Origin of the sequence: Staphylococcus sp. HMSC062H10, from assembly GCF_001836945.1 — a bacterium.
GTDB lineage: Bacteria > Bacillota > Bacilli > Staphylococcales > Staphylococcaceae > Staphylococcus > Staphylococcus aureus.
This window is the reverse complement of sequence record NZ_KV830945.1, coordinates 1-23,694: the sequence shown is the minus strand read 5'-3', so window position 1 is coordinate 23,694 and position 23,694 is coordinate 1. Positions and strand designations below refer to the sequence as shown.

At 33.8% G+C, this 23,694-nt stretch carries 23 protein-coding genes; all 23 read left to right on the top strand.

From position 1 onward, the window contains the following. The first annotated feature begins 14 nt into the window (after positions 1-14). Complete coding sequence (locus HMPREF2658_RS00440; protein WP_000691769.1) at positions 15-395, top strand: RidA family protein; 381 nt, start codon at positions 15-17, stop codon at positions 393-395. Between the two features lie 71 nt (positions 396-466). Next, positions 467-769 (top strand): septation regulator SpoVG, encoded by a 303-nt coding sequence (gene spoVG, locus HMPREF2658_RS00435; protein WP_000868999.1) that lies wholly within the window; start codon positions 467-469, stop codon positions 767-769. Between the two features lie 188 nt (positions 770-957). Continuing rightward, positions 958-1,089: a hypothetical protein gene (locus HMPREF2658_RS00430; RefSeq protein ID WP_001796646.1), complete on the top strand. Its 132-nt coding sequence runs from the start codon at positions 958-960 to the stop codon at positions 1,087-1,089. Positions 1,090-1,111: 22 nt separating this feature from the next. After that, complete coding sequence (glmU, locus tag HMPREF2658_RS00425) at positions 1,112-2,464, top strand: bifunctional UDP-N-acetylglucosamine diphosphorylase/glucosamine-1-phosphate N-acetyltransferase GlmU (RefSeq protein ID WP_054194617.1); 1,353 nt, start codon at positions 1,112-1,114, stop codon at positions 2,462-2,464. A 146-nt stretch (positions 2,465-2,610) separates the two neighbouring features. Then, positions 2,611-3,576, top strand: a complete 966-nt coding sequence (locus HMPREF2658_RS00420) for a ribose-phosphate diphosphokinase (RefSeq protein ID WP_000933774.1) — start codon at positions 2,611-2,613, stop codon at positions 3,574-3,576. Positions 3,577-3,725: 149 nt separating this feature from the next. Next, complete coding sequence (locus HMPREF2658_RS00415; protein ID WP_000157650.1) at positions 3,726-4,379, top strand: 50S ribosomal protein L25/general stress protein Ctc; 654 nt, start codon at positions 3,726-3,728, stop codon at positions 4,377-4,379. A gap of 310 nt (positions 4,380-4,689) precedes the next feature. Continuing rightward, a complete protein-coding gene (pth, locus tag HMPREF2658_RS00410) occupies positions 4,690-5,262 on the top strand; it encodes an aminoacyl-tRNA hydrolase (RefSeq protein ID WP_000649791.1) in 573 nt (190 codons plus the stop codon). Beyond that, on the top strand, positions 5,262-8,768 hold the full coding sequence (gene mfd, locus HMPREF2658_RS00405) for a transcription-repair coupling factor (protein WP_000154222.1): 3,507 nt from the start codon (positions 5,262-5,264) through the stop codon (positions 8,766-8,768). The genes pth and mfd overlap by 1 nt, the downstream gene beginning before the upstream one ends. Then, positions 8,758-10,284 (top strand): polysaccharide biosynthesis protein, encoded by a 1,527-nt coding sequence (locus HMPREF2658_RS00400; RefSeq protein ID WP_054194618.1) that lies wholly within the window; start codon positions 8,758-8,760, stop codon positions 10,282-10,284. The genes mfd and HMPREF2658_RS00400 overlap by 11 nt, the downstream gene beginning before the upstream one ends. Next, positions 10,284-11,477 (top strand): MazG nucleotide pyrophosphohydrolase domain-containing protein, encoded by a 1,194-nt coding sequence (locus HMPREF2658_RS00395; protein WP_000951462.1) that lies wholly within the window; start codon positions 10,284-10,286, stop codon positions 11,475-11,477. Before HMPREF2658_RS00400 ends, HMPREF2658_RS00395 begins: the two co-directional genes overlap by 1 nt. Then, positions 11,474-11,737 carry an RNA-binding S4 domain-containing protein gene (locus HMPREF2658_RS00390; protein ID WP_001234988.1) on the top strand — a complete coding sequence of 88 codons (264 nt, stop codon included), beginning with the start codon at positions 11,474-11,476 and terminating at the stop codon, positions 11,735-11,737. The genes HMPREF2658_RS00395 and HMPREF2658_RS00390 overlap by 4 nt, the downstream gene beginning before the upstream one ends. A 17-nt stretch (positions 11,738-11,754) precedes the next feature. Further along, positions 11,755-12,147 (top strand): cell division protein DivIC, encoded by a 393-nt coding sequence (gene divIC, locus HMPREF2658_RS00385; RefSeq protein WP_000792417.1) that lies wholly within the window; start codon positions 11,755-11,757, stop codon positions 12,145-12,147. 104 nt (positions 12,148-12,251) lie between these two features. Then, a complete protein-coding gene (locus HMPREF2658_RS00380; RefSeq protein WP_000021445.1) occupies positions 12,252-12,653 on the top strand; it encodes a S1 domain-containing RNA-binding protein in 402 nt (133 codons plus the stop codon). A 179-nt stretch (positions 12,654-12,832) separates the two neighbouring features. Beyond that, positions 12,833-14,128 carry a tRNA lysidine(34) synthetase TilS gene (gene tilS / locus HMPREF2658_RS00375; RefSeq protein ID WP_001176731.1) on the top strand — a complete coding sequence of 432 codons (1,296 nt, stop codon included), beginning with the start codon at positions 12,833-12,835 and terminating at the stop codon, positions 14,126-14,128. A 4-nt stretch (positions 14,129-14,132) separates the two neighbouring features. After that, positions 14,133-14,672, top strand: a complete 540-nt coding sequence (gene hpt, locus HMPREF2658_RS00370) for a hypoxanthine phosphoribosyltransferase (protein ID WP_000551283.1) — start codon at positions 14,133-14,135, stop codon at positions 14,670-14,672. A 257-nt stretch (positions 14,673-14,929) separates the two neighbouring features. Continuing rightward, positions 14,930-17,023, top strand: coding sequence for an ATP-dependent zinc metalloprotease FtsH (gene ftsH / locus HMPREF2658_RS00365; RefSeq protein WP_001167886.1), 2,094 nt, complete (start codon positions 14,930-14,932; stop codon positions 17,021-17,023). A 228-nt stretch (positions 17,024-17,251) separates the two neighbouring features. After that, positions 17,252-18,133 carry an Hsp33 family molecular chaperone HslO gene (hslO, locus tag HMPREF2658_RS00360; RefSeq protein WP_000148605.1) on the top strand — a complete coding sequence of 294 codons (882 nt, stop codon included), beginning with the start codon at positions 17,252-17,254 and terminating at the stop codon, positions 18,131-18,133. 178 nt (positions 18,134-18,311) lie between these two features. Beyond that, on the top strand, positions 18,312-19,244 hold the full coding sequence (gene cysK / locus HMPREF2658_RS00355) for a cysteine synthase A (protein WP_000057594.1): 933 nt from the start codon (positions 18,312-18,314) through the stop codon (positions 19,242-19,244). Between the two features lie 215 nt (positions 19,245-19,459). Continuing rightward, positions 19,460-20,263: a dihydropteroate synthase gene (folP, locus tag HMPREF2658_RS00350; protein WP_000167941.1), complete on the top strand. Its 804-nt coding sequence runs from the start codon at positions 19,460-19,462 to the stop codon at positions 20,261-20,263. Further along, on the top strand, positions 20,241-20,606 hold the full coding sequence (gene folB, locus HMPREF2658_RS00345) for a dihydroneopterin aldolase (RefSeq protein ID WP_001154303.1): 366 nt from the start codon (positions 20,241-20,243) through the stop codon (positions 20,604-20,606). The genes folP and folB overlap by 23 nt, the downstream gene beginning before the upstream one ends. Further along, positions 20,603-21,079, top strand: a complete 477-nt coding sequence (gene folK / locus HMPREF2658_RS00340) for a 2-amino-4-hydroxy-6-hydroxymethyldihydropteridine diphosphokinase (RefSeq protein ID WP_000613719.1) — start codon at positions 20,603-20,605, stop codon at positions 21,077-21,079. Before folB ends, folK begins: the two co-directional genes overlap by 4 nt. A gap of 393 nt (positions 21,080-21,472) precedes the next feature. After that, complete coding sequence (locus tag HMPREF2658_RS00335; protein WP_031785444.1) at positions 21,473-21,565, top strand: hypothetical protein; 93 nt, start codon at positions 21,473-21,475, stop codon at positions 21,563-21,565. Positions 21,566-21,617: 52 nt separating this feature from the next. After that, a complete protein-coding gene (lysS, locus tag HMPREF2658_RS00330; RefSeq protein WP_001288202.1) occupies positions 21,618-23,105 on the top strand; it encodes a lysine--tRNA ligase in 1,488 nt (495 codons plus the stop codon). Positions 23,106-23,694: the final 589 nt, after the last annotated feature.

The window sequence follows — 23,694 nt, the reverse complement described above, 5'->3', positions numbered from 1 at the left end:
GGAGTTTTAGTATTATGAAAATCATTAACACAACAAGATTACCGGAAGCACTTGGACCATATTCGCATGCAACAGTTGTGAATGGTATGGTTTATACTTCTGGTCAAATTCCATTGAATGTTGATGGACATATCGTAAGCGCTGATGTTCAAGAACAAACAAAACAAGTTTTAGATAATCTAAAGGTTGTTTTGGAAGAAGCAGGATCTGATTTGAATTCTGTTGCGAAAGCGACCATTTTCATTAAAGATATGAATGATTTCCAAAAAATAAATGAAGTGTATGGTCAATATTTTAATGAACACAAGCCAGCGCGTAGTTGTGTAGAGGTTGCGCGTTTGCCAAAAGATGTGAAAGTAGAAATTGAATTAGTAAGTAAAATTAAGGAATTATAATTTTCGATTAATATGTTTAATCAAGCTTCTAAATAAAACAGAGAGATATATACTATAGGGGGGCTCACTACATGAAAGTGACAGATGTAAGACTTAGAAAAATACAAACAGATGGACGAATGAAAGCACTCGTTTCCATTACATTAGATGAAGCTTTCGTAATTCATGATTTACGTGTAATTGAAGGAAACTCTGGCTTGTTCGTTGCAATGCCAAGTAAACGTACACCAGATGGTGAATTCCGCGACATCGCGCATCCTATTAATTCAGATATGAGACAAGAAATTCAAGATGCAGTGATGAAAGTATATGATGAAACAGATGAAGTAGTACCAGATAAAAACGCTACATCAGAAGATTCAGAAGAAGCTTAATCAATTTTATATTTAGCGATGTAATACATTTGCAATAAGTTGATTTGATACTGTCGATAAAGCATAAAGCTTTGTCGGCAGTTTTTTTAGTTTGTATTAATGTTAATTTTATGAAATGAAAGGCTAATAAATATATATGTTAACAGATTATGATGATATGAAAATTATTGATACATTGCTGATAAAAATTGCGTTTGAATGATGCTCGTATTTTTGAATTAAGGAAAAAGTTGTTTTTAAAATTACAACGAATTAAAAACAATGCCTTTTATATGTTGAAAGAGTATTGCAGATTAAATTATAATAATGACGAAGTGTAAAATTTAATGGGGGTTAATGTTCATGCGAAGACACGCGATAATTTTGGCAGCAGGTAAAGGCACAAGAATGAAATCTAAAAAGTATAAAGTGCTACACGAGGTTGCTGGAAAACCTATGGTCGAACATGTATTGGAAAGTGTGAAAGGCTCTGGTGTCGATCAAGTTGTAACCATCGTAGGACATGGTGCTGAAAGTGTAAAAGGACATTTAGGTGAGCGTTCTTTATACAGTTTTCAAGAGGAACAACTCGGTACTGCGCATGCAGTGCAAATGGCGAAATCACACTTAGAAGACAAGGAAGGTACGACGATCGTTGTATGTGGTGACACACCGCTCATCACAAAGGAAACATTAGAAACATTGATTGCGCATCACGAGGATGCTAATGCTCAAGCAACTGTATTATCTGCATCGATTCAACAACCATATGGATACGGAAGAATCGTTCGAAATGCGTCAGGTTGTTTAGAACGCATAGTTGAAGAGAAAGATGCAACGCAAGCTGAAAAGGATATTAATGAAATTAGTTCAGGTATTTTTGCGTTTAATAATAAAACGTTGTTTGAAAAATTAACACAAGTGAAAAATGATAATGCGCAAGGTGAATATTACCTCCCTGATGTATTGTCGTTAATTTTAAATGATGGCGGCATCGTAGAAGTCTATCGTACCAATGATGTTGAAGAAATAATGGGTGTAAATGATCGTGTAATGCTTAGTCAGGCTGAGAAGGCGATGCAACGTCGTACGAATCATTATCACATGCTAAATGGTGTGACAATCATCGATCCTGACAGCACTTTTATTGGTCCAGACGTTACAATTGGCAGTGATACAGTCATTGAACCAGGTGTACGAATTAATGGTCGTACAGAAATTGGCGAAGATGTTGTTATTGGTCAGTACTCTGAAATTAACAATAGTACGATTGAAAATGGTGCATGTATTCAACAGTCTGTTGTTAACGATGCTAGCGTAGGAGCGAATACTAAGGTCGGACCGTTTGCACAATTGAGACCAGGCGCGCAATTAGGTGCAGATGTTAAGGTTGGAAATTTTGTAGAAATTAAAAAAGCAGATCTTAAAGATGGTGCAAAGGTTTCGCATTTAAGTTATATTGGCGATGCTGTAATAGGCGAACGTACGAATATTGGCTGTGGAACGATAACAGTTAACTATGATGGTGAAAATAAATTTAAAACTATCGTCGGCAAAGATTCATTTGTCGGATGCAATGTTAATTTAGTAGCACCTGTAACAATTGGTGATGATGTATTGGTGGCAGCTGGTTCCACAATCACAGATGACGTACCAAATGACAGTTTAGCTGTGGCAAGAGCAAGACAAACAACAAAAGAAGGATATAGGAAATAATCATTTACGTATTTAAAATGGCTAGGATAAAAGGATAATCCTATGTAATATTAATGTAATCTTTATGATTTAATGATTCGCATAGTAATGGAGTTACATTTTATATATAATAGTAATTGCGTAAGTAAATAATTGGAGGACTATAAATGTTAAATAATGAATATAAGAATTCGTCATTAAAGATTTTTTCATTGAAAGGAAACGAAGCATTAGCGCAAGAAGTTGCTGACCAAGTAGGAATTGAACTAGGTAAATGTTCAGTTAAACGTTTTAGTGATGGAGAAATTCAAATTAATATCGAAGAGAGTATTCGTGGTTGTGACGTATTTATTATTCAACCAACATCATATCCTGTGAATCTACATTTAATGGAATTATTAATTATGATTGATGCTTGTAAACGTGCTTCTGCAGCAACAATCAATATTGTAGTGCCATATTATGGATATGCAAGACAAGATAGAAAAGCCCGTAGCCGTGAGCCAATCACTGCTAAATTAGTTGCAAACTTAATCGAAACAGCTGGCGCAACTCGTATGATTGCGTTAGACTTACATGCACCACAAATTCAAGGATTCTTTGATATTCCAATTGACCACTTAATGGGTGTGCCAATTCTTGCTAAACATTTCAAAGATGATCCGAATATTAACCCAGAAGAATGTGTCGTTGTTTCACCAGACCATGGCGGTGTTACACGTGCACGAAAATTAGCTGACATTTTAAAAACTCCAATTGCAATTATAGATAAACGTCGTCCTAGACCAAATGTTGCTGAAGTGATGAACATTGTTGGTGAGATTGAAGGACGTACGGCAATTATTATTGACGATATTATTGATACAGCAGGTACAATCACGTTAGCTGCACAAGCATTAAAAGATAAAGGTGCTAAAGAAGTATATGCTTGTTGTACACACCCTGTTTTATCAGGACCGGCTAAAGAACGTATCGAAAATTCTGCTATAAAAGAATTAATCGTAACAAACTCAATTCATTTAGATGAAGACCGCAAACCATCTAACACTAAAGAATTATCTGTTGCTGGTTTAATCGCACAAGCTATCATTCGTGTATACGAAAGAGAATCAGTTAGCGTATTATTTGACTAATATTTAAAAGGCGTTTGACGAACATATTCCAAACGTGTATAATAGTTTCGTTCGTGATTATACGAATAAATAAACACTTGCAAGCAACGATTATGTTGATGGGTAAGTGAGGTGCTCGTTTTGAGCAAAAATGAAAGGTGGAAATGAGAATGGCTTCATTAAAGTCAATCATCCGTCAAGGTAAACAAACACGTTCAGATCTTAAACAATTAAGAAAATCTGGTAAAGTACCAGCAGTAGTATACGGTTACGGTACTAAAAACGTGTCAGTTAAAGTTGATGAAGTAGAATTCATCAAAGTTATCCGTGAAGTAGGTCGTAACGGTGTTATCGAATTAGGCGTTGGTTCTAAAACTATCAAAGTTATGGTTGCAGACTACCAATTCGATCCACTTAAAAACCAAATTACTCACATTGACTTCTTAGCAATCAATATGAGTGAAGAACGTACTGTTGAAGTACCAGTTCAATTAGTTGGTGAAGCAGTAGGCGCTAAAGAAGGCGGCGTAGTTGAACAACCATTATTCAACTTAGAAGTAACTGCTACTCCAGACAATATTCCAGAAGCAATCGAAGTAGACATTACTGAATTAAACATTAACGACAGCTTAACTGTTGCAGATGTTAAAGTAACTGGCGACTTCAAAATCGAAAACGATTCAGCTGAATCAGTAGTAACAGTAGTTGCTCCAACTGAAGAACCAACTGAAGAAGAAATCGAAGCTATGGAAGGCGAACAACAAACTGAAGAACCAGAAGTTGTTGGCGAAAGCAAAGAAGACGAAGAAAAAACTGAAGAGTAATTTTAATCTGTTACATTAAAGTTTTTATACTTTGTTTAACAAGCACTGTGCTTATTTTAATATAAGCATGGTGCTTTTTGTGTTATTATAAAGCTTAATTAAACTTTATTGCTTTGTACTAAAGTTAAATTAATTTTAGTGAGTAAAAGACATTAAACTCAACAACGATACATTATAAAAATTTTAATGTACTTGATTTTAAAATACATACTTACTAAGCTAAAGAATAATGATAATTGATGGCAATGGCGGAAAATAGATGTTGTCATTATAATAATAAATGAAACAATTATGTTGGAGGTAAACACGCATGAAATGTATTGTAGGTCTAGGTAATATAGGTAAACGTTTTGAACTTACAAGACATAATATCGGCTTTGAAGTCGTTGATTATATTTTAGAGAAAAATAATTTTTCATTAGATAAACAAAAGTTTAAAGGTGCATATACTATTGAACGAATGAACGGAGATAAAGTGTTATTTATCGAACCAATGACAATGATGAATTTGTCAGGTGAAGCAGTTGCACCGATTATGGATTATTACAATGTTAATCCAGAAGATTTAATTGTCTTATATGATGATTTAGATTTAGAACAAGGACAAGTTCGCTTAAGACAAAAAGGAAGTGCGGGCGGTCACAATGGTATGAAATCAATTATTAAAATGCTTGGTACAGACCAATTTAAACGTATTCGTATTGGCGTGGGAAGACCAACGAATGGTATGACGGTACCTGATTATGTTTTACAACGCTTTTCAAATGATGAAATGGTAACGATGGAAAAAGTTATCGAACACGCAGCACGCGCAATTGAAAAGTTTGTTGAAACATCACGATTTGACCATGTTATGAATGAATTTAATGGTGAAGTGAAATAATGACAATATTGACAACGCTTATAAAAGAAGATAATCATTTTCAAGACCTTAATCAGGTATTTGGACAAGCAAACACACTAGTAACTGGTCTTTCCCCGTCAGCTAAAGTGACGATGATTGCTGAAAAATATGCACAAAGTAATCAACAGTTATTATTAATTACCAATAATTTATACCAAGCAGATAAATTAGAAACAGATTTACTTCAATTTATAGATGCTGAAGAATTGTATAAGTATCCTGTGCAAGATATTATGACCGAAGAGTTTTCAACACAAAGCCCTCAACTGATGAGTGAACGTATTAGAACTTTAACTGCGTTAGCTCAAGGTAAGAAAGGGTTATTTATCGTTCCTTTAAATGGTTTGAAAAAGTGGTTAACTCCTGTTGAAATGTGGCAAAATCACCAAATGACATTGCGTGTTGGTGAGGATATCGATGTGGACCAATTTCTTAACAAATTAGTTAATATGGGGTACAAGCGGGAATCCGTGGTATCGCATATTGGTGAATTCTCATTGCGAGGAGGTATTATCGATATCTTTCCGCTAATTGGGGAACCAATCAGAATTGAGCTATTTGATACCGAAATTGATTCTATTCGGGATTTTGATGTTGAAACGCAGCGTTCCAAAGATAATATTGAAGAAGTTGATATAACAACTGCAAGTGATTATATCATTACTGAAGAAGTGATCAGCCATCTTAAAGAAGAGTTAAAAAGTGCATATGAAAATACAAGACCCAAAATAGATAAATCAGTGCGCAATGATCTGAAAGAAACGTATGAAAGTTTTAAATTATTCGAAAGTACATACTTTGATCATCAAATACTACGTCGTTTAGTAGCGTTTATGTATGAAACACCTTCGACAATTATTGATTATTTCCAAAAAGATGCAATCATTGCAGTTGATGAATTTAATCGTATTAAAGAAACTGAAGAAAGTTTAACAGTAGAGTCTGATTCGTTTATTAGCAATATTATTGAAAGTGGTAATGGATTTATAGGACAAAGTTTTATAAAATATGATGATTTTGAAACATTGATTGAAGGCTATCCTGTCACTTATTTTTCATTATTCGCTACAACAATGCCGATAAAACTAAATCATATTATTAAATTTTCATGTAAACCTGTCCAACAATTTTATGGGCAATATGACATTATGCGTTCTGAATTTCAACGATATGTTAACCAAAATTATCATATCGTGGTTTTGGTCGAAACCGAAACTAAAGTTGAACGTATGCAAGCGATGTTAAGTGAAATGCATATTCCATCAATAACAAAATTGCATCGCTCAATGTCATCGGGGCAAGCAGTGATTATTGAAGGCAGTTTATCTGAAGGATTTGAACTACCTGATATGGGATTAGTTGTCATTACTGAGCGTGAGCTTTTTAAATCAAAACAGAAAAAGCAACGAAAACGTACGAAAGCTATCTCAAATGCTGAAAAAATTAAGTCTTACCAAGATTTAAATGTGGGAGATTATATTGTTCATGTGCATCATGGTGTTGGTAGATATTTAGGTGTTGAGACGCTCGAAGTAGGGCAAACACATCGTGATTATATTAAATTGCAATATAAAGGTACGGATCAACTATTTGTTCCAGTAGATCAAATGGATCAAGTTCAAAAATATGTAGCTTCGGAAGATAAGACGCCAAAATTAAATAAACTCGGTGGCAGTGAATGGAAAAAAACAAAAGCTAAAGTTCAACAAAGTGTTGAAGATATTGCTGAAGAGTTGATTGATTTATATAAAGAAAGAGAAATGGCAGAAGGTTATCAATATGGGGAAGACACAGCTGAGCAAACAACATTTGAATTAGATTTTCCATATGAACTTACGCCTGACCAAGCGAAATCTATCGATGAAATTAAAGATGACATGCAAAAATCGCGTCCAATGGACCGCTTGCTATGTGGTGATGTTGGTTATGGTAAAACTGAAGTTGCAGTGAGAGCAGCATTCAAAGCTGTAATGGAAGGAAAGCAGGTTGCATTTTTAGTTCCTACAACTATTTTAGCTCAGCAACATTATGAGACGTTAATTGAGCGTATGCAAGATTTTCCTGTTGAAATTCAATTAATGAGTCGTTTTAGAACGCCTAAAGAGATAAAGCAAACTAAGGAGGGACTTAAAACGGGGTTTGTTGACATAGTTGTTGGTACACACAAATTACTTAGTAAAGATATACAGTATAAAGATTTAGGACTATTGATTGTAGATGAAGAACAACGATTTGGTGTACGCCATAAAGAGCGTATTAAAACATTAAAACATAATGTAGATGTACTAACATTGACCGCAACCCCAATACCTAGAACATTGCATATGAGTATGCTAGGTGTGCGCGATTTGTCAGTCATTGAAACGCCACCAGAAAATCGTTTCCCAGTTCAAACATATGTATTAGAACAGAACATGAGTTTTATCAAAGAAGCTTTAGAAAGAGAACTATCCCGTGATGGCCAAGTATTTTATCTTTATAATAAAGTGCAATCCATTTATGAAAAACGAGAACAACTCCAGATGTTAATGCCAGATGCTAACATTGCAGTTGCTCATGGACAAATGACAGAGCGCGATTTAGAAGAAACGATGTTAAGTTTTATCAATAATGAATATGATATTTTGGTAACGACGACGATTATTGAAACAGGTGTCGATGTCCCAAATGCAAATACTTTGATCATTGAAGATGCAGATCGCTTTGGATTGAGTCAGTTGTATCAATTAAGAGGTCGTGTTGGTCGTTCAAGTCGTATTGGTTATGCATACTTCTTACATCCAGCAAATAAGGTACTAACTGAGACTGCAGAAGATCGATTACAAGCGATTAAAGAATTTACGGAGTTAGGCTCAGGATTTAAGATTGCGATGCGTGATTTGAATATTCGTGGTGCTGGTAATTTGTTAGGTAAACAACAGCACGGCTTTATTGATACAGTTGGATTTGATTTGTACAGTCAAATGTTAGAAGAAGCTGTAAATGAAAAACGTGGTATTAAGGAACCAGAATCTGAGGTGCCAGAAGTCGAAGTTGATTTAAACTTGGATGCATATTTGCCAACAGAATATATTGCAAATGAACAAGCTAAAATTGAAATTTATAAAAAGCTACGAAAAACTGAAACATTTGATCAAATTATCGACATTAAAGACGAATTAATTGATCGTTTCAATGATTATCCTGTTGAAGTAGCACGTTTGCTTGATATAGTGGAAATAAAAGTACACGCATTACATTCAGGTATCACGTTGATTAAAGATAAAGGGAAAATAATTGATATTCATTTATCTGTAAAAGCCACTGAAAATATTGATGGCGAAGTGCTGTTCAAAGCAACACAACCTTTAGGTAGAACAATGAAGGTTGGTGTTCAAAATAATGCAATGACAATTACTTTAACGAAACAAAATCAATGGCTTGATAGTTTGAAGTTCTTAGTTAAGTGCATTGAAGAAAGTATGAGAATCAGTGATGAAGCATAAAGAAGCATTTAATGGCGTTGTCGTGTTAACTGCTGCATTAATTGTCCTTAAAATTCTGAGTGCTGTATATCGAATTCCATATCAAAATATATTAGGCGATACAGGTTTGTATGCATATCAACAAGTGTATCCAATTGTAGCATTAGGAATGATATTATCGATGAATGCCATTCCTAGTGCAATTACACAAAATATAGGGAAGTATCATAGTGACGAAGCATATGCAAAAGCAGTCGCTTATATACAATTAGTTGGTATATTATTATTTATTGCTATTTTTGTGTTTGCGAACAATATTGCACATATGATGGGTGATAGCCATTTAACACCAATGATTCAAGCAGCAAGTTTAAGCTTTATATTTATAGGTATGCTTGGCGTGTTAAGAGGTTATTATCAATCTGCAAATAATATGACAGTTCCGGCTATTTCCCAGGTTATAGAACAAGTTATACGAGTAGGTATTATTATTGTTACTATTGTTGTTTTTGTAGATAGAGGTTGGACGATATATGAAGCGGGAACAATTGCTATTTTAGCATCAACGATAGGTTTTTTAGGTTCTTCAATTTATTTAGTAGCGCACCGACCTTTTAAGTTTAAAATGGTAAATAACACTGCAAAGATCGTTTGGAAACAGTTCGCACTTTCGGTTTTGATTTTCGCTATCAGTCAATTAATCGTAATTTTATGGCAAGTGATTGATAGTGTTACTATTATTAAGTCACTTCAAGCGATACGCGTGCCATTCGATGTTGCCATAACTGAAAAAGGAGTCTATGACCGTGGTGCATCATTTATTCAGATGGGATTGATTGTAACTACAACATTTAGTTTTGCGCTCATTCCTCTGTTAAGTGACGCAATCAAAATGAATAATCAGGTACTTATGAATCGTTATGCAAATGCGTCATTAAAGATTACGATTTTAATAAGTACAGCAGCGGGAATAGGATTAATTAATTTATTGCCTTTAATGAACGGTGTATTTTTTAAGACGAATGATTTAACCTTAACGTTAAGCGTTTATATGATTACGGTCATTTGTGTATCATTAATTATGATGGATATGGCATTATTACAAGCTCAACATGCTGTGAGACCTATTTTTGTTGGTATGACGGCAGGATTGGTTATTAAATTTATACTTAATATCATTTTGATTCGTTTAAGTGGCATTATTGGTGCGAGCATTAGTACTGTTGTATCATTAATTATATTCGGTACGATTGTCCATATTGCTGTCACGAGAAAATACCACTTACATGCGATGAGACGATTTTTTATCAATGTTGTTTTAGGTATGGTATTTATGTCGATTGTTGTTCAATGCGTGTTAAACATAGTGACAACACACGGTAGAATCACTGGACTCATTGAATTATTATGTGCAGCAGTATTAGGTATCATTGCATTGTTTTTCTATATTTTTAGATTTAATGTTTTGACATATAAAGAGTTAACTTATTTACCATTTGGTTCAAAGTTGTATCAAATTAAGAAAGGAAGACGTTGATGGCACATACCATTACGATTGTTGGCTTAGGAAACTATGGCATTGATGATTTGCCGCTAGGGATATATAAATATTTAAAGACACATGATAAAGTTTATGCAAGAACGTTAGATCATCCAGTTATAGAATCATTGCAAGATGAATTAACATTTAAGAGTTTTGACCATGTTTATGAAGCACATGACCAATTTGAAGATGTCTATAATGATATTGTGGCGCAATTGGTTGAAGCTGCTAATGAAAAAGATATTGTCTATGCGGTTCCGGGTCATCCTAGAGTTGCTGAGACAACTACAGTGAAATTACTGGCTTTAGCAAAGAACAATACTGATATAGATGTGAAAGTTTTAGGTGGGAAAAGCTTTATTGATGATGTGTTTGAAGCAGTTAATGTAGATCCAAATGATGGCTTCACACTGTTAGATGCGACATCATTACAAGAAGAAACACTTAATGTTAGAACGCATACATTGATTACGCAAGTTTATAGTGCAATGGTTGCTGCTAATTTGAAAATCACTTTAATGGAACGATATCCTGATGATTACCCTGTTCAAATTGTCACTGGTGCACGAAGTGATGGTGTGGATAACGTTGTGACATGCCCATTATATGAATTGGACCATGATGAAAATGCATTCAATAATTTGACGAGTGTATTCGTACCAAAAATCACAACACCGACATATTTGTATCATGACTTTGATTTTGCAACGGAAGTGATTGATACTTTAGTTGATGAAGATAAAGGTTGTCCATGGGATAAAGTGCAAACGCATGAAACGCTTAAACGTTATTTACTTGAAGAAACATTTGAATTGTTCGAAGCTATTGACAATGAAGATGATTGGCATATGATTGAAGAACTAGGAGATATTTTATTACAAGTGTTATTGCATACTAGTATTGGTAAAAAAGAAGGGTATATCGACATTAAAGAAGTGATTACAAGTCTTAATGCTAAAATGATTCGTAGACACCCACACATATTTGGTGATGCTAATGCTGAAACTATCGATGACTTAAAAGAAATTTGGTCTAAGGCGAAAGATGCTGAAGGTAAACAGCCAAGAGTTAAATTTGAAAAAGTATTTGCAGAGCATTTTTTAAATTTATATGAGAAGACGAAGGATAAGTCATTTGATGAGGCCGCGTTAAAGCAGTGGCTAGAAAAAGGGGAGAGTAATACATGAGATTAGATAAATATTTAAAAGTATCACGGTTAATAAAGCGACGTACGCTAGCAAAAGAGGTAAGTGATCAAGGTAGAATTACAATAAATGGTAATGTTGCTAAAGCTGGATCGGATGTTAAAGTTGAAGATGTGCTGACGATTCGCTTTGGTCAAAAATTAGTAACAGTTAAAGTAACTGCATTAAATGAACATGCATCTAAAGATAACGCGAAGGGCATGTATGAAATCATTGAAGAGCGTCGACTTGAAGAAGCGTAAATTGGAGGTGACAAGCAATGAAAAATAAAGTAGAACATATAGAAAATCAGTACACGTCGCAAGAGAACAAGAAAAAACAACGTCAAAAAATGAAAATGCGTGTTGTTCGTAGGCGTATTACAGTATTTGCGGGCGTATTACTTGCGATAATTGTTGTTTTATCAATCTTGCTTGTTGTCCAAAAACATCGCAATGATATTGATGCACAGGAGCGAAAAGCGAAAGAAGCACAGTTTCAAAAGCAACAAAATGAAGAAATTGCGTTAAAAGAAAAGTTGAATAATCTGAATGACAAAGATTATATTGAAAAAATTGCGCGTGATGATTATTACTTAAGCAACAAAGGTGAAGTGATTTTTAGGTTGCCAGAAGACAAAGATTCGTCTAGCTCAAAATCTTCGAAAAAATAAATCCAAATTGATTCAAAATTATCCGAGTATAGACATTGTGAAAAAATCCAAACAAGGATATAATAAGGGAAAATCGAATCAAATCGGGAGGATTTATTTAACATATGTCAATCGAAGTTGGAAATAAGCTTAAAGGTAAAGTCACTGGTATTAAAAAGTTTGGTGCATTCGTAGAATTACCTGAAGGAAAAAGTGGTTTAGTTCACATTAGTGAAGTCGCAGATAATTATGTTGAAAACGTAGAAGAGCACCTTTCTGTTGGTGATGAAGTAGACGTAAAAGTATTATCTATTGCTGATGATGGAAAAATTAGTCTTTCAATAAAGAAAGCTAAAGACCGTCCACGTAGACAACATACGAGTAAACCAAGTCATCAAAAACCAGTGCAAAAAGCCGAAGATTTTGAAAAGAAATTAAGCAATTTCTTAAAAGATAGTGAAGATAAATTAACTTCAATCAAACGTCAAACAGAATCTAGACGCGGTGGCAAAGGTTCTAGACGTTAATTAAAATAAATAAAGACTGTTTCGATAAGGAATATATTTAGAATGATGCGTATCGAATAATCGATTGCAGCGTTAGACAATCTAAGACTGTTTCTTAAATAAGGAGCAGTCTCTTTTATTTGTAATGATATAACTAAGACTTATACCATTTTTGAAAATTGTAAAAGTGAGGTGATGTTATGCAGTTAAATAGTAATGGTTGGCATGTTGATGACCATATTGTTGTCGCAGTTTCTACAGGTATTGATAGTATGTGTTTATTGTATCAACTACTAAATGATTATAAAGATAGTTATAGAAAACTAACATGTTTACATGTCAATCATGGCGTTAGGTCAGCTTCAAACGAGGAAGCCAGATTTTTAGAAGCATACTGCGATCGTCACCACATCGATTTACATATCAAAAAGTTGGATTTGTCGCATAGTCTCAATCGAAATAACAGCATTCAGAATGAAGCTCGAATTAAACGTTACGAATGGTTTGATGAAATGATGAATGTATTAGAAGCGGATGTATTGCTAACGGCGCATCATTTGGACGATCAATTAGAAACTATTATGTATCGCATTTTTAATGGGAAATCAACGCGCAATAAACTAGGATTTGATGAGTTGTCGAAGCGAAAAGGTTATCAGATTTATCGACCACTTTTAGCTGTCTCTAAAAAAGAAATAAAACAATTCCAAGAGAGATATCATATACCATATTTTGAAGATGAATCTAATAAAGATAACAAATATGTTAGAAATGATATTCGTAATAGAATTATTCCAGCTATTGATGAAAATAATCAACTTAAAGTATCGCATTTATTAAAATTAAAACAATGGCATGATGAACAATATGATATTTTGCAATATTCAGCTAAACAATTTATTCAAGAATTTGTGAAGTTTGATGAACAGTCAAAATATTTAGAGGTTTCTAGACAATCTTTTAATGACTTGCCAAACTCATTAAAGATGGTTGTGTTGGATTGCCTATTATCAAAGTATTATGAGTTGTTTAATATTAGTGCTAAAACATACGAAGAGTGGTTTAAACAATTTAGTAGTAAGAAAGCACAATTCAGTATTAATCTCACGGATAAATGGATAATTCAAATCGCATATGGTAAATTAATAATAATGGCTAAAAATAATGGCGATACATATTTTAGAGTTCAAACTATTGAAAAGCCAGGTAATTATATTTTTAACAAATATCGATTAGAGATACATTCTAATTTACCAAAATGTTTATTTCCGCTTACAGTGAGAACACGACAAAGTGGCGATACATTTAAACTGAATGGGCGCGATGGTTATAAGAAAGTGAATCGCCTGTTTATAGATTGTAAAGTGCAACAGTGGGTTCGGGATCAAATGCCAATCGTATTGGATAAACAACAGCGCATTATTGCGGTAGGAGATTTATATCAACAACAAACAATAAAACAATGGATTATAATTAGTAAAAATGGAGATGAATAGCGTTATGCATAATGATTTGAAAGAAGTATTGTTAACTGAAGAAGATATTCAAAATATCTGTAAGGAATTGGGAGCACAATTAACAAAGGATTATCAAGGTAAACCATTAGTATGCGTGGGTATCTTAAAAGGCTCAGCAATGTTTATGTCAGATTTAATTAAACGAATTGATACCCATTTATCAATTGATTTCATGGATGTTTCTAGTTATCACGGAGGCACTGAGTCAACTGGTGAAGTTCAAATCATTAAAGATTTAGGTTCTTCTATTGAAAATAAAGACGTATTAATTATTGAAGATATCTTAGAGACTGGTACTACACTTAAGTCAATTACTGAATTATTACAATCTAGAAAAGTTAATTCATTAGAAATAGTTACTTTATTAGATAAACCAAACCGTCGTAAAGCGGACATTGAAGCTAAGTATGTAGGTAAAAAAATACCAGATGAATTTGTTGTTGGTTACGGTTTAGATTATCGTGAATTATACCGAAACTTACCATATATTGGTACGTTAAAACCTGAAGTGTATTCAAATTAATTTTTTAATCAATTTCAGTTATTATTACTATGCGTTTAAGAAATAATAGTGTAGACTCAAAAATATGAAAAATGTATTTCATATATATTTAATTTTAGACAAGACATATGTCTTAAAAAGTTGAAAAATATAGAGATTGATAAAACTAACACAGGGTGTGAATGACATTGATGTTAAGCTCAATTACTAGCTTATAAAACATGTCATATGTTACAATTTTTGTTAGTTTTATTATGGGAAGTAGGAGGAAATGACGCATGCAGAAAGCTTTTCGCAATGTGCTAGTTATCGTAATAATAGGCGTTATTATTTTTGGTCTATTTTCATATTTAAACGGTAATGGAAATATGCCGAAACAGCTTACATATAATCAATTTACTGAGAAGTTGGAAAAAGGTGACCTTAAAACTTTAGAAATCCAACCACAACAAAATGTCTATATGGTAAGTGGTAAAACGAAAAATGATGAAGACTATTCATCAACTATTTTATATAACAACGAAAAAGAATTACAAAAAATTACTGATGCTGCTAAAAAGCAAAACGGTGTAAAATTAACGATTAAAGAAGAAGAAAAACAAAGTGTCTTTGTGAGTATACTTTCAACATTAATTCCAGTTGTAGTCATAGCGTTATTATTTATTTTCTTCCTAAGCCAAGCACAAGGTGGCGGTAGTGGCGGTCGTATGATGAACTTTGGTAAATCTAAAGCAAAAATGTACGATAATAATAAACGTCGTGTTCGTTTCTCTGATGTAGCAGGGGCAGATGAAGAAAAACAAGAATTAATTGAAATTGTTGATTTCTTGAAAGATAATAAAAAATTCAAAGAAATGGGATCTAGGATTCCTAAAGGTGTCTTACTTGTTGGGCCTCCAGGTACTGGTAAAACATTACTTGCTAGAGCGGTTGCAGGTGAAGCAGGCGCACCATTCTTCTCTATTAGTGGTTCAGACTTTGTAGAGATGTTTGTTGGTGTTGGTGCGAGCCGTGTTCGTGACTTATTCGATAATGCTAAGAAAAACGCGCCTTGTATCATCTTTATCGATGAGATTGATGCTGTTGGTCGTCAACGTGGTGCAGGTGTTGGTGGCGGTCATGATGAACGTGAACAAACCCTAAACCAATTATTAGTTGAAATGGATGGATTCGGTGAAAATGAAGGTATCATAATGATAGCTGCTACAAACCGTCCTGATATCCTTGACCCAGCCTTATTACGTCCAGGTCGTTTTGATAGACAAATTCAAGTTGGTCGTCCAGATGTGAAAGGCCGTGAAGCAATTCTTCATGTTCATGCTAAAAACAAACCACTTGATGAAACGGTTGATTTAAAAGCAATTTCACAACGTACACCTGGTTTCTCAGGTGCTGATTTAGAGAACTTATTAAATGAAGCATCTTTAATTGCTGTACGTGAAGGTAAAAAGAAAATTGACATGAGAGATATCGAAGAGGCAACGGATAGAGTTATAGCCGGACCTGCTAAGAAATCTCGAGTTATTTCTAAGAAAGAACGTAATATTGTTGCTCATCACGAAGCTGGTCATACAATTATCGGTATGGTACTTGATGAGGCAGAAGTAGTGCATAAAGTTACTATTGTTCCACGTGGACAAGCAGGTGGTTATGCAATGATGCTACCTAAACAAGATCGTTTCTTAATGACTGAACAAGAGTTATTAGATAAAATCTGTGGTTTACTTGGTGGACGTGTATCAGAAGATATTAACTTTAACGAAGTATCAACAGGTGCTTCAAATGACTTCGAACGTGCAACACAAATCGCACGCTCAATGGTTACGCAATATGGTATGAGTAAAAAATTAGGACCATTACAGTTCGGTCATAGCAATGGTCAAGTATTCTTAGGTAAAGATATGCAAGGTGAGCCTAATTATTCAAGCCAAATCGCATATGAAATTGATAAAGAAGTTCAACGAATCGTTAAAGAACAATACGAACGTTGTAAACAAATTTTATTAGAGCACAAAGAACAATTAATTTTAATTGCTGAAACATTATTAACAGAAGAAACATTAGTTGCTGAACAAATTCAATCATTATTCTACGAAGGTAAATTACCTGAAATTGATTATGATGCAGCTAAAGTTGTTAAAGATGAAGATTCTGAATTTAATGATGGTAAATTCGGTAAATCTTATGAAGAAATTCGTAAAGAGCAATTAGAAGATGGAAAACGTGACGAAAGTGAAGATCGTAAAGAAGAAAAAGATATTGCTGAGGATAAAAAAGAAGCTGATAAATCTGATGAAAAAGATGAACCAGCACATCGACAAGCCCCAAATATCGAAAAACCTTACGATCCAAATCACCCAGACAATAAATAATCGATTATATTCAGTACCTCTTTCTATGATAAAGTTATAGAAAGAGGTACTTTTATGATTTAAGGAATACACGATTACTTACTAAGTAATGGTATTATGGCACGAATAGTTAATAATCAAACAAGTTGCTTCATTATTTAGAATGATGGGTGTAGAATAAGTACAATTGTTGCATTTTATGAAGTAAAGTAATTTTTAAAATATAGAGTAATAGAGGAGATTGAAATAATGACACACGATTATATTGTTAAAGCATTAGCATTTGATGGGGAGATTAGGGCTTATGCTGCTTTGACAACTGAAACTGTTCAAGAAGCACAAACGAGACATTATACATGGCCGACAGCATCTGCTGCAATGGGAAGAACAATGACAGCAACAGCTATGATGGGCGCAATGTTGAAAGGTGATCAAAAATTAACTGTCACTGTAGATGGCCAAGGACCTATTGGACGAATTATTGCCGATGCAAATGCTAAAGGCGAGGTGCGTGCTTATGTAGACCATCCACAAACTCATTTTCCATTAAATGAGCAAGGTAAACTTGATGTAAGACGAGCAGTAGGGACTAATGGATCTATTATGGTTGTTAAAGACGTTGGAATGAAAGACTATTTCTCTGGAGCAAGTCCAATTGTTTCAGGAGAACTTGGTGAAGATTTTACTTATTATTATGCTACAAGTGAACAAACACCTTCATCGGTAGGTCTTGGTGTATTGGTAAATCCTGATAATACGATTAAAGCAGCAGGAGGATTTATCATTCAAGTTATGCCAGGTGCCAAAGATGAAACAATTTCAAAATTAGAAAAAGCAATTAGTGAAATGACACCAGTTTCTAAATTAATTGAACAAGGATTAACGCCAGAAGGATTACTAAACGAAATCTTAGGTGAAGACCATGTGCAAATTTTAGAAAAAATGCCTGTTCAATTTGAATGTAATTGTAGTCATGAGAAATTTTTAAATGCTATTAAAGGATTGGGCGAGGCTGAGATTCAAAATATGATTAAAGAAGATCATGGTGCTGAAGCAGTATGTCATTTCTGTGGAAATAAATATAAATATACTGAAGAAGAATTAAACGTGTTGCTAGAAAGTTTAGCGTAATTTAATTTAAATCAATACGCTAAAATGTTTATTTTTAGCGGTTTAGTGAAATGTAGAACTAAATAGTTGTATAATCCTTAGTAATTTTGTTTGATTTCTAGAATTTATTTGATAAAATAATTCTATATCCGATAAATAAACTAAGATTTCAACAACTAACTAAAAAGGAGTGTTCTTAATGGCACAAAAACCAGTAGATAATATTACTCAAATTATTGGCGGTACACCGGTAGTCAAATTGAGAAATGTAGTAGATGACAATGCAGCAGATGTTTATGTAAAATTGGAATATCAAAATCCAGGTGGTTCTGTAAAGGATAGAATTGCTTTAGCAATGATTGAAAAAGCAGAGCGAGAAGGCAAAATTAAACCTGGCGATACAATTGTAGAACCAACTAGTGGTAATACGGGTATTGGTTTAGCATTTGTATGTGCTGCTAAAGGATATAAAGCAGTATTTACAATGCCTGAGACAATGAGCCAAGAGCGTCGTAATTTATTAAAAGCATACGGTGCGGAATTAGTCTTAACGCCTGGATCAGAAGCGATGAAAGGTGCAATTAAAAAAGCTAAAGAATTAAAAGAAGAACATGGTTACTTCGAGCCACAACAATTTGAAAACCCTGCGAACCCTGAAGTTCATGAGTTAACTACAGGTCCTGAGTTATTACAACAATTTGAAGGGAAAACTATCGATGCGTTCCTAGCTGGTGTTGGTACTGGCGGTACGTTATCTGGTGTAGGTAAAGTTCTGAAAAAAGAATATCCTAACATCGAAATTGTTGCTATAGAGCCTGAGGCTTCTCCAGTATTGAGCGGTGGTGAGCCAGGTCCACATAAATTACAAGGTTTAGGTGCTGGATTTATTCCAGGTACTCTGAATACAGAAATCTATGACAGTATTATTAAAGTAGGAAATGATACAGCGATGGAAATGTCTCGTCGAGTTGCTAAAGAGGAAGGTATTTTAGCAGGTATTTCATCAGGTGCTGCGATTTATGCTGCCATTCAAAAAGCAAAAGAATTAGGAAAAGGTAAAACAGTAGTAACAGTATTGCCGAGTAATGGTGAACGCTACTTATCAACACCTTTATATTCATTCGATGACTAATTAATGTCATTTAAAAGAGTGAGTTATCTTTTTGAGATAACTTGCTCTTTTTTTCTACCATGTATAATTTTAAAATTATGAGCGTTAAATTAAACATTTTTCTGATAAAAACATCCAGTGAATGATAAGATAATAAACGTACATACTAATAACTAGTAAATCGCAGGAGTAAATTTTATTAGAGTTAAACAATACATAATTAAAGGGTGGTTAACATGACTAAAACAAAAATTATGGGCATATTAAACGTCACACCTGATTCATTCTCAGATGGTGGAAAATTTAATAATGTTGAATCAGCAGTAACTAGAGTGAAAGCGATGATGGATGAAGGTGTTGATATTATAGATGTTGGAGGTGTTTCAACGAGACCAGGACACGAAATGATTACTGTGGAAGAAGAGTTGAATAGAGTATTACCTGTTGTTGAAGCTATTGTCGGTTTTGATGTAAAAATTTCAGTCGATACATTTCGAAGTGAGGTTGCTGAAGCATGTTTAAAATTAGGTGTTGATATCATTAATGATCAATGGGCGGGGCTGTATGATCATCGCATGTTTCAAGTTGTAGCCAAATACGATGCGGAAATTGTTTTAATGCATAATGGCAATGGCGAACGTGAGGAACCAGTTGTTGAAGAAATGTTGACATCTTTACTTGCACAAGCACATCAAGCTAAAATGTCAGGTGTTTCAGTAGATAAAATTTGGCTAGATCCGGGAATTGGTTTTGCCAAGACAAGAGAAGAGGAAGCCGAAGTAATGGCAAGACTGGATGAACTTGTGGCCACAGGGTACCCAGTTTTATTAGCGACAAGTCGTAAACGTTTCACTAAAGAAATGATGGACTATGATACAACGCCAGTTGAAAGGGATGAAGTGACCGCTGCAACGACAGCGTATGGTATTATGAAGGGTGTTAAAGCAGTACGCGTACATAATGTTGCGTTAAATGCTAAATTAGCTAATGGTATAGATTTTTTAAAGGAGAATGAAAATGCAAGACACAATCTTTCTTAAAGGTATGCGCTTTTATGGATATCATGGTGCTTTATCAGCTGAAAATGAAATAGGGCAAATTTTCAAAGTGGATGTAACTTTAAAAGTAGACTTATCTGAAGCTGGTCGTACTGATAATGTTATTGATACAGTTCATTATGGTGAAGTGTTCGAAGAGGTTAAATCAATTATGGAAGGTAAGGCCGTTAATTTACTTGAGCATCTAGCTGAACGTATTGCAAATCGTATAAATTCACAATATAATCGTGTAATGGAAACGAAAGTGAGAATCACTAAAGAAAACCCACCGATTCCGGGTCATTATGATGGAGTAGGTATCGAAATAGTGAGGGAGAATAAATGATTCAAGCATACTTAGGATTAGGTAGTAATATTGGCGATAGAGAAAGCCAGTTAAACGATGCTATAAAGATTTTGAATGAATATGATGGTATTAACGTATCTAATATTTCTCCGATTTATGAAACAGCACCAGTTGGGTATACTGAGCAACCTAACTTTTTAAATTTGTGTGTTGAAATTCAAACAACACTCACAGTATTACAACTGTTGGAATGTTGTTTGAAGACAGAAGAATGTTTACACCGTGTTAGAAAGGAACGATGGGGTCCTAGAACTTTAGATGTGGATATTTTGTTGTATGGAGAAGAAATGATAGATTTACCAAAACTGTCGGTGCCACATCCGAGAATGAATGAACGTGCATTTGTTTTAATCCCATTAAATGATATAGCAGCAAATGTCATAGAACCACGTTCGAAATTGAAAGTGAAAGGTTTAGTTTTTGTCGATGACAGTGTAAAGAGATATAAATAAGGTATTGTTGATAACATTCATATTTATTAGGAATAGATGATTGATTATTGGAGATGTTTCCGCATTTTGATTATCTCTAAATGCATTTGATTTCGAATTAGTATATGATGATTTAGTATGTGTTAGAATTAAGTTATTTCATAAAATCAAATTAAGCAATATTTGATAAATTGCTGTAATTTATTTGGGCTTTTGTTTAAGTTTGTGAAAGATAATTTTTATACATTTACTTAGGGTTGTATTAATGATAATCGTATTTTAAATGAATAAGTAATTCATAAACGAAAACAGAAATTGCTTTATTACATTTACAACCTCTTGTAAAATTAAAAAAGTGATAAAATTGATGTTATGAATATAAGAAAACATGCCACATCATAACTTTAAGGTGCAATGGATAATGATAAAGTATTAGTAACATCGAAAGAGATGTATGTTGAGCAAAAATGTCTGATATTTTATAAAACTTTAAAGGAATATGTTTGAGTGTACCAGTTGGAATACTAATGGATTACAACAAGTTAAAGGAGAGAAAGTTATGTCAGAAGAAATGAATGACCAAATGTTGGTTCGACGTCAAAAATTACAAGAATTATATGATCTTGGTATAGACCCATTTGGTTCTAAATTTGACCGTTCAGGTTTATCTAGTGATTTGAAAGAAGAGTGGGACCAGTATTCTAAAGAAGAATTGGTAGAAAAAGAAGCGGATAGTCATGTCGCTATAGCTGGACGATTAATGACTAAGCGTGGTAAAGGTAAAGCAGGATTTGCACACGTTCAGGACTTAGCTGGACAAATTCAAATATACGTTCGTAAAGATCAAGTTGGCGATGACGAATTTGATTTATGGAAAAATGCTGATTTAGGCGATATCGTTGGTGTTGAAGGTGTAATGTTCAAAACAAATACTGGCGAATTATCGGTTAAAGCGAAGAAATTCACGCTACTAACTAAATCATTGCGACCATTACCGGATAAATTCCACGGTTTACAGGATATTGAACAGAGATATCGTCAAAGATATTTAGATTTAATTACGAACGAAGATAGCACTCGTACATTTATTAATCGTAGTAAAATCATTCAAGAAATGCGTAATTATTTAAATAATAAAGGTTTCTTGGAAGTAGAAACACCTATGATGCACCAAATTGCTGGTGGCGCAGCTGCTAGACCATTTGTAACACATCATAATGCATTAGATGCAACGTTATACATGCGTATTGCTATTGAGTTGCATTTAAAACGTTTAATTGTCGGTGGACTTGAAAAAGTATATGAAATTGGTAGAGTATTCCGTAATGAAGGTGTATCAACTAGACATAACCCTGAATTCACAATGATTGAATTATATGAAGCATATGCAGATTATCATGACATTATGGATTTAACAGAATCTATGGTGAGACATATTGCCAATGAAGTATTAGGTTCTGCAAAAGTACAATACAATGGGGAAACGATTGATTTAGAATCTGCTTGGACTCGTTTGCATATTGTTGATGCTGTAAAAGAAGCTACTGGTGTAGATTTTTATGAAGTTAAAAGTGATGAAGAAGCTAAAGCTTTAGCTAAGGAACATGGTATTGAAATTAAAGATACAATGAAATATGGTCATATTTTAAATGAATTCTTTGAGCAAAAAGTTGAAGAAACACTTATTCAGCCAACGTTTATCTATGGTCATCCGACTGAAATTTCACCTTTAGCGAAGAAAAATCCTGAAGATCCTAGATTTACTGATCGTTTCGAATTGTTCATTGTAGGTAGAGAGCATGCAAATGCATTTACTGAATTAAATGATCCTATTGATCAAAAAGGTCGCTTTGAAGCGCAACTTGTTGAAAAAGCGCAAGGTAATGATGAAGCGCATGAAATGGATGAAGATTACATTGAAGCGTTAGAATATGGTATGCCTCCGACAGGTGGTCTTGGTATCGGTATTGACAGATTAGTTATGTTATTAACTGACTCTCCATCAATCAGAGACGTATTATTATTCCCTTATATGAGACAAAAATAAATGACGTTGATTGTTAGTAAGAGCTCTCGTGTATACATCATGTGTATGCGAGGGTTTTCTTAATTATGGTAATTAGTTTGTGTTTGAATGTTTTTGATAGTAATAGTTAACGATAATGGTGCTATTTTTGACTGTTAAACAAGTTAGTTAGCTGATAGATGAAAATGACGATATGTATATAGAGTAGTTCTGATGAGAAATGTTAACGATAGACATTGAGATATCTTATAACAAAAATTGCTATATTAGTATAATTTATCTTAATCAGCTATAAAAGTACTTTAAAATTGTATAGAATGTGTATGGTTTTGTACATATGTGTATGATAGAATACTAAAAGTGTTATGAATTAGAGAGCACGAGAAATGTGAGTTTTGAAGAATAAAAAAGTTGATTAAAAGTGTTGACTTTATCAATCGAATGAAGTAATATATAAAAGTCGTCAAAAACAGACGAAACACACTAAAAGCTGATGTGACAAAGTTCACAACAAAGTGTAAAATTAACTATTGCGCCTTATTAATTAAGCGTGTATCATAAATAAGTAAGTTATTTTGTCTGGTGACTATAGCAAGGAGGTCACACCTGT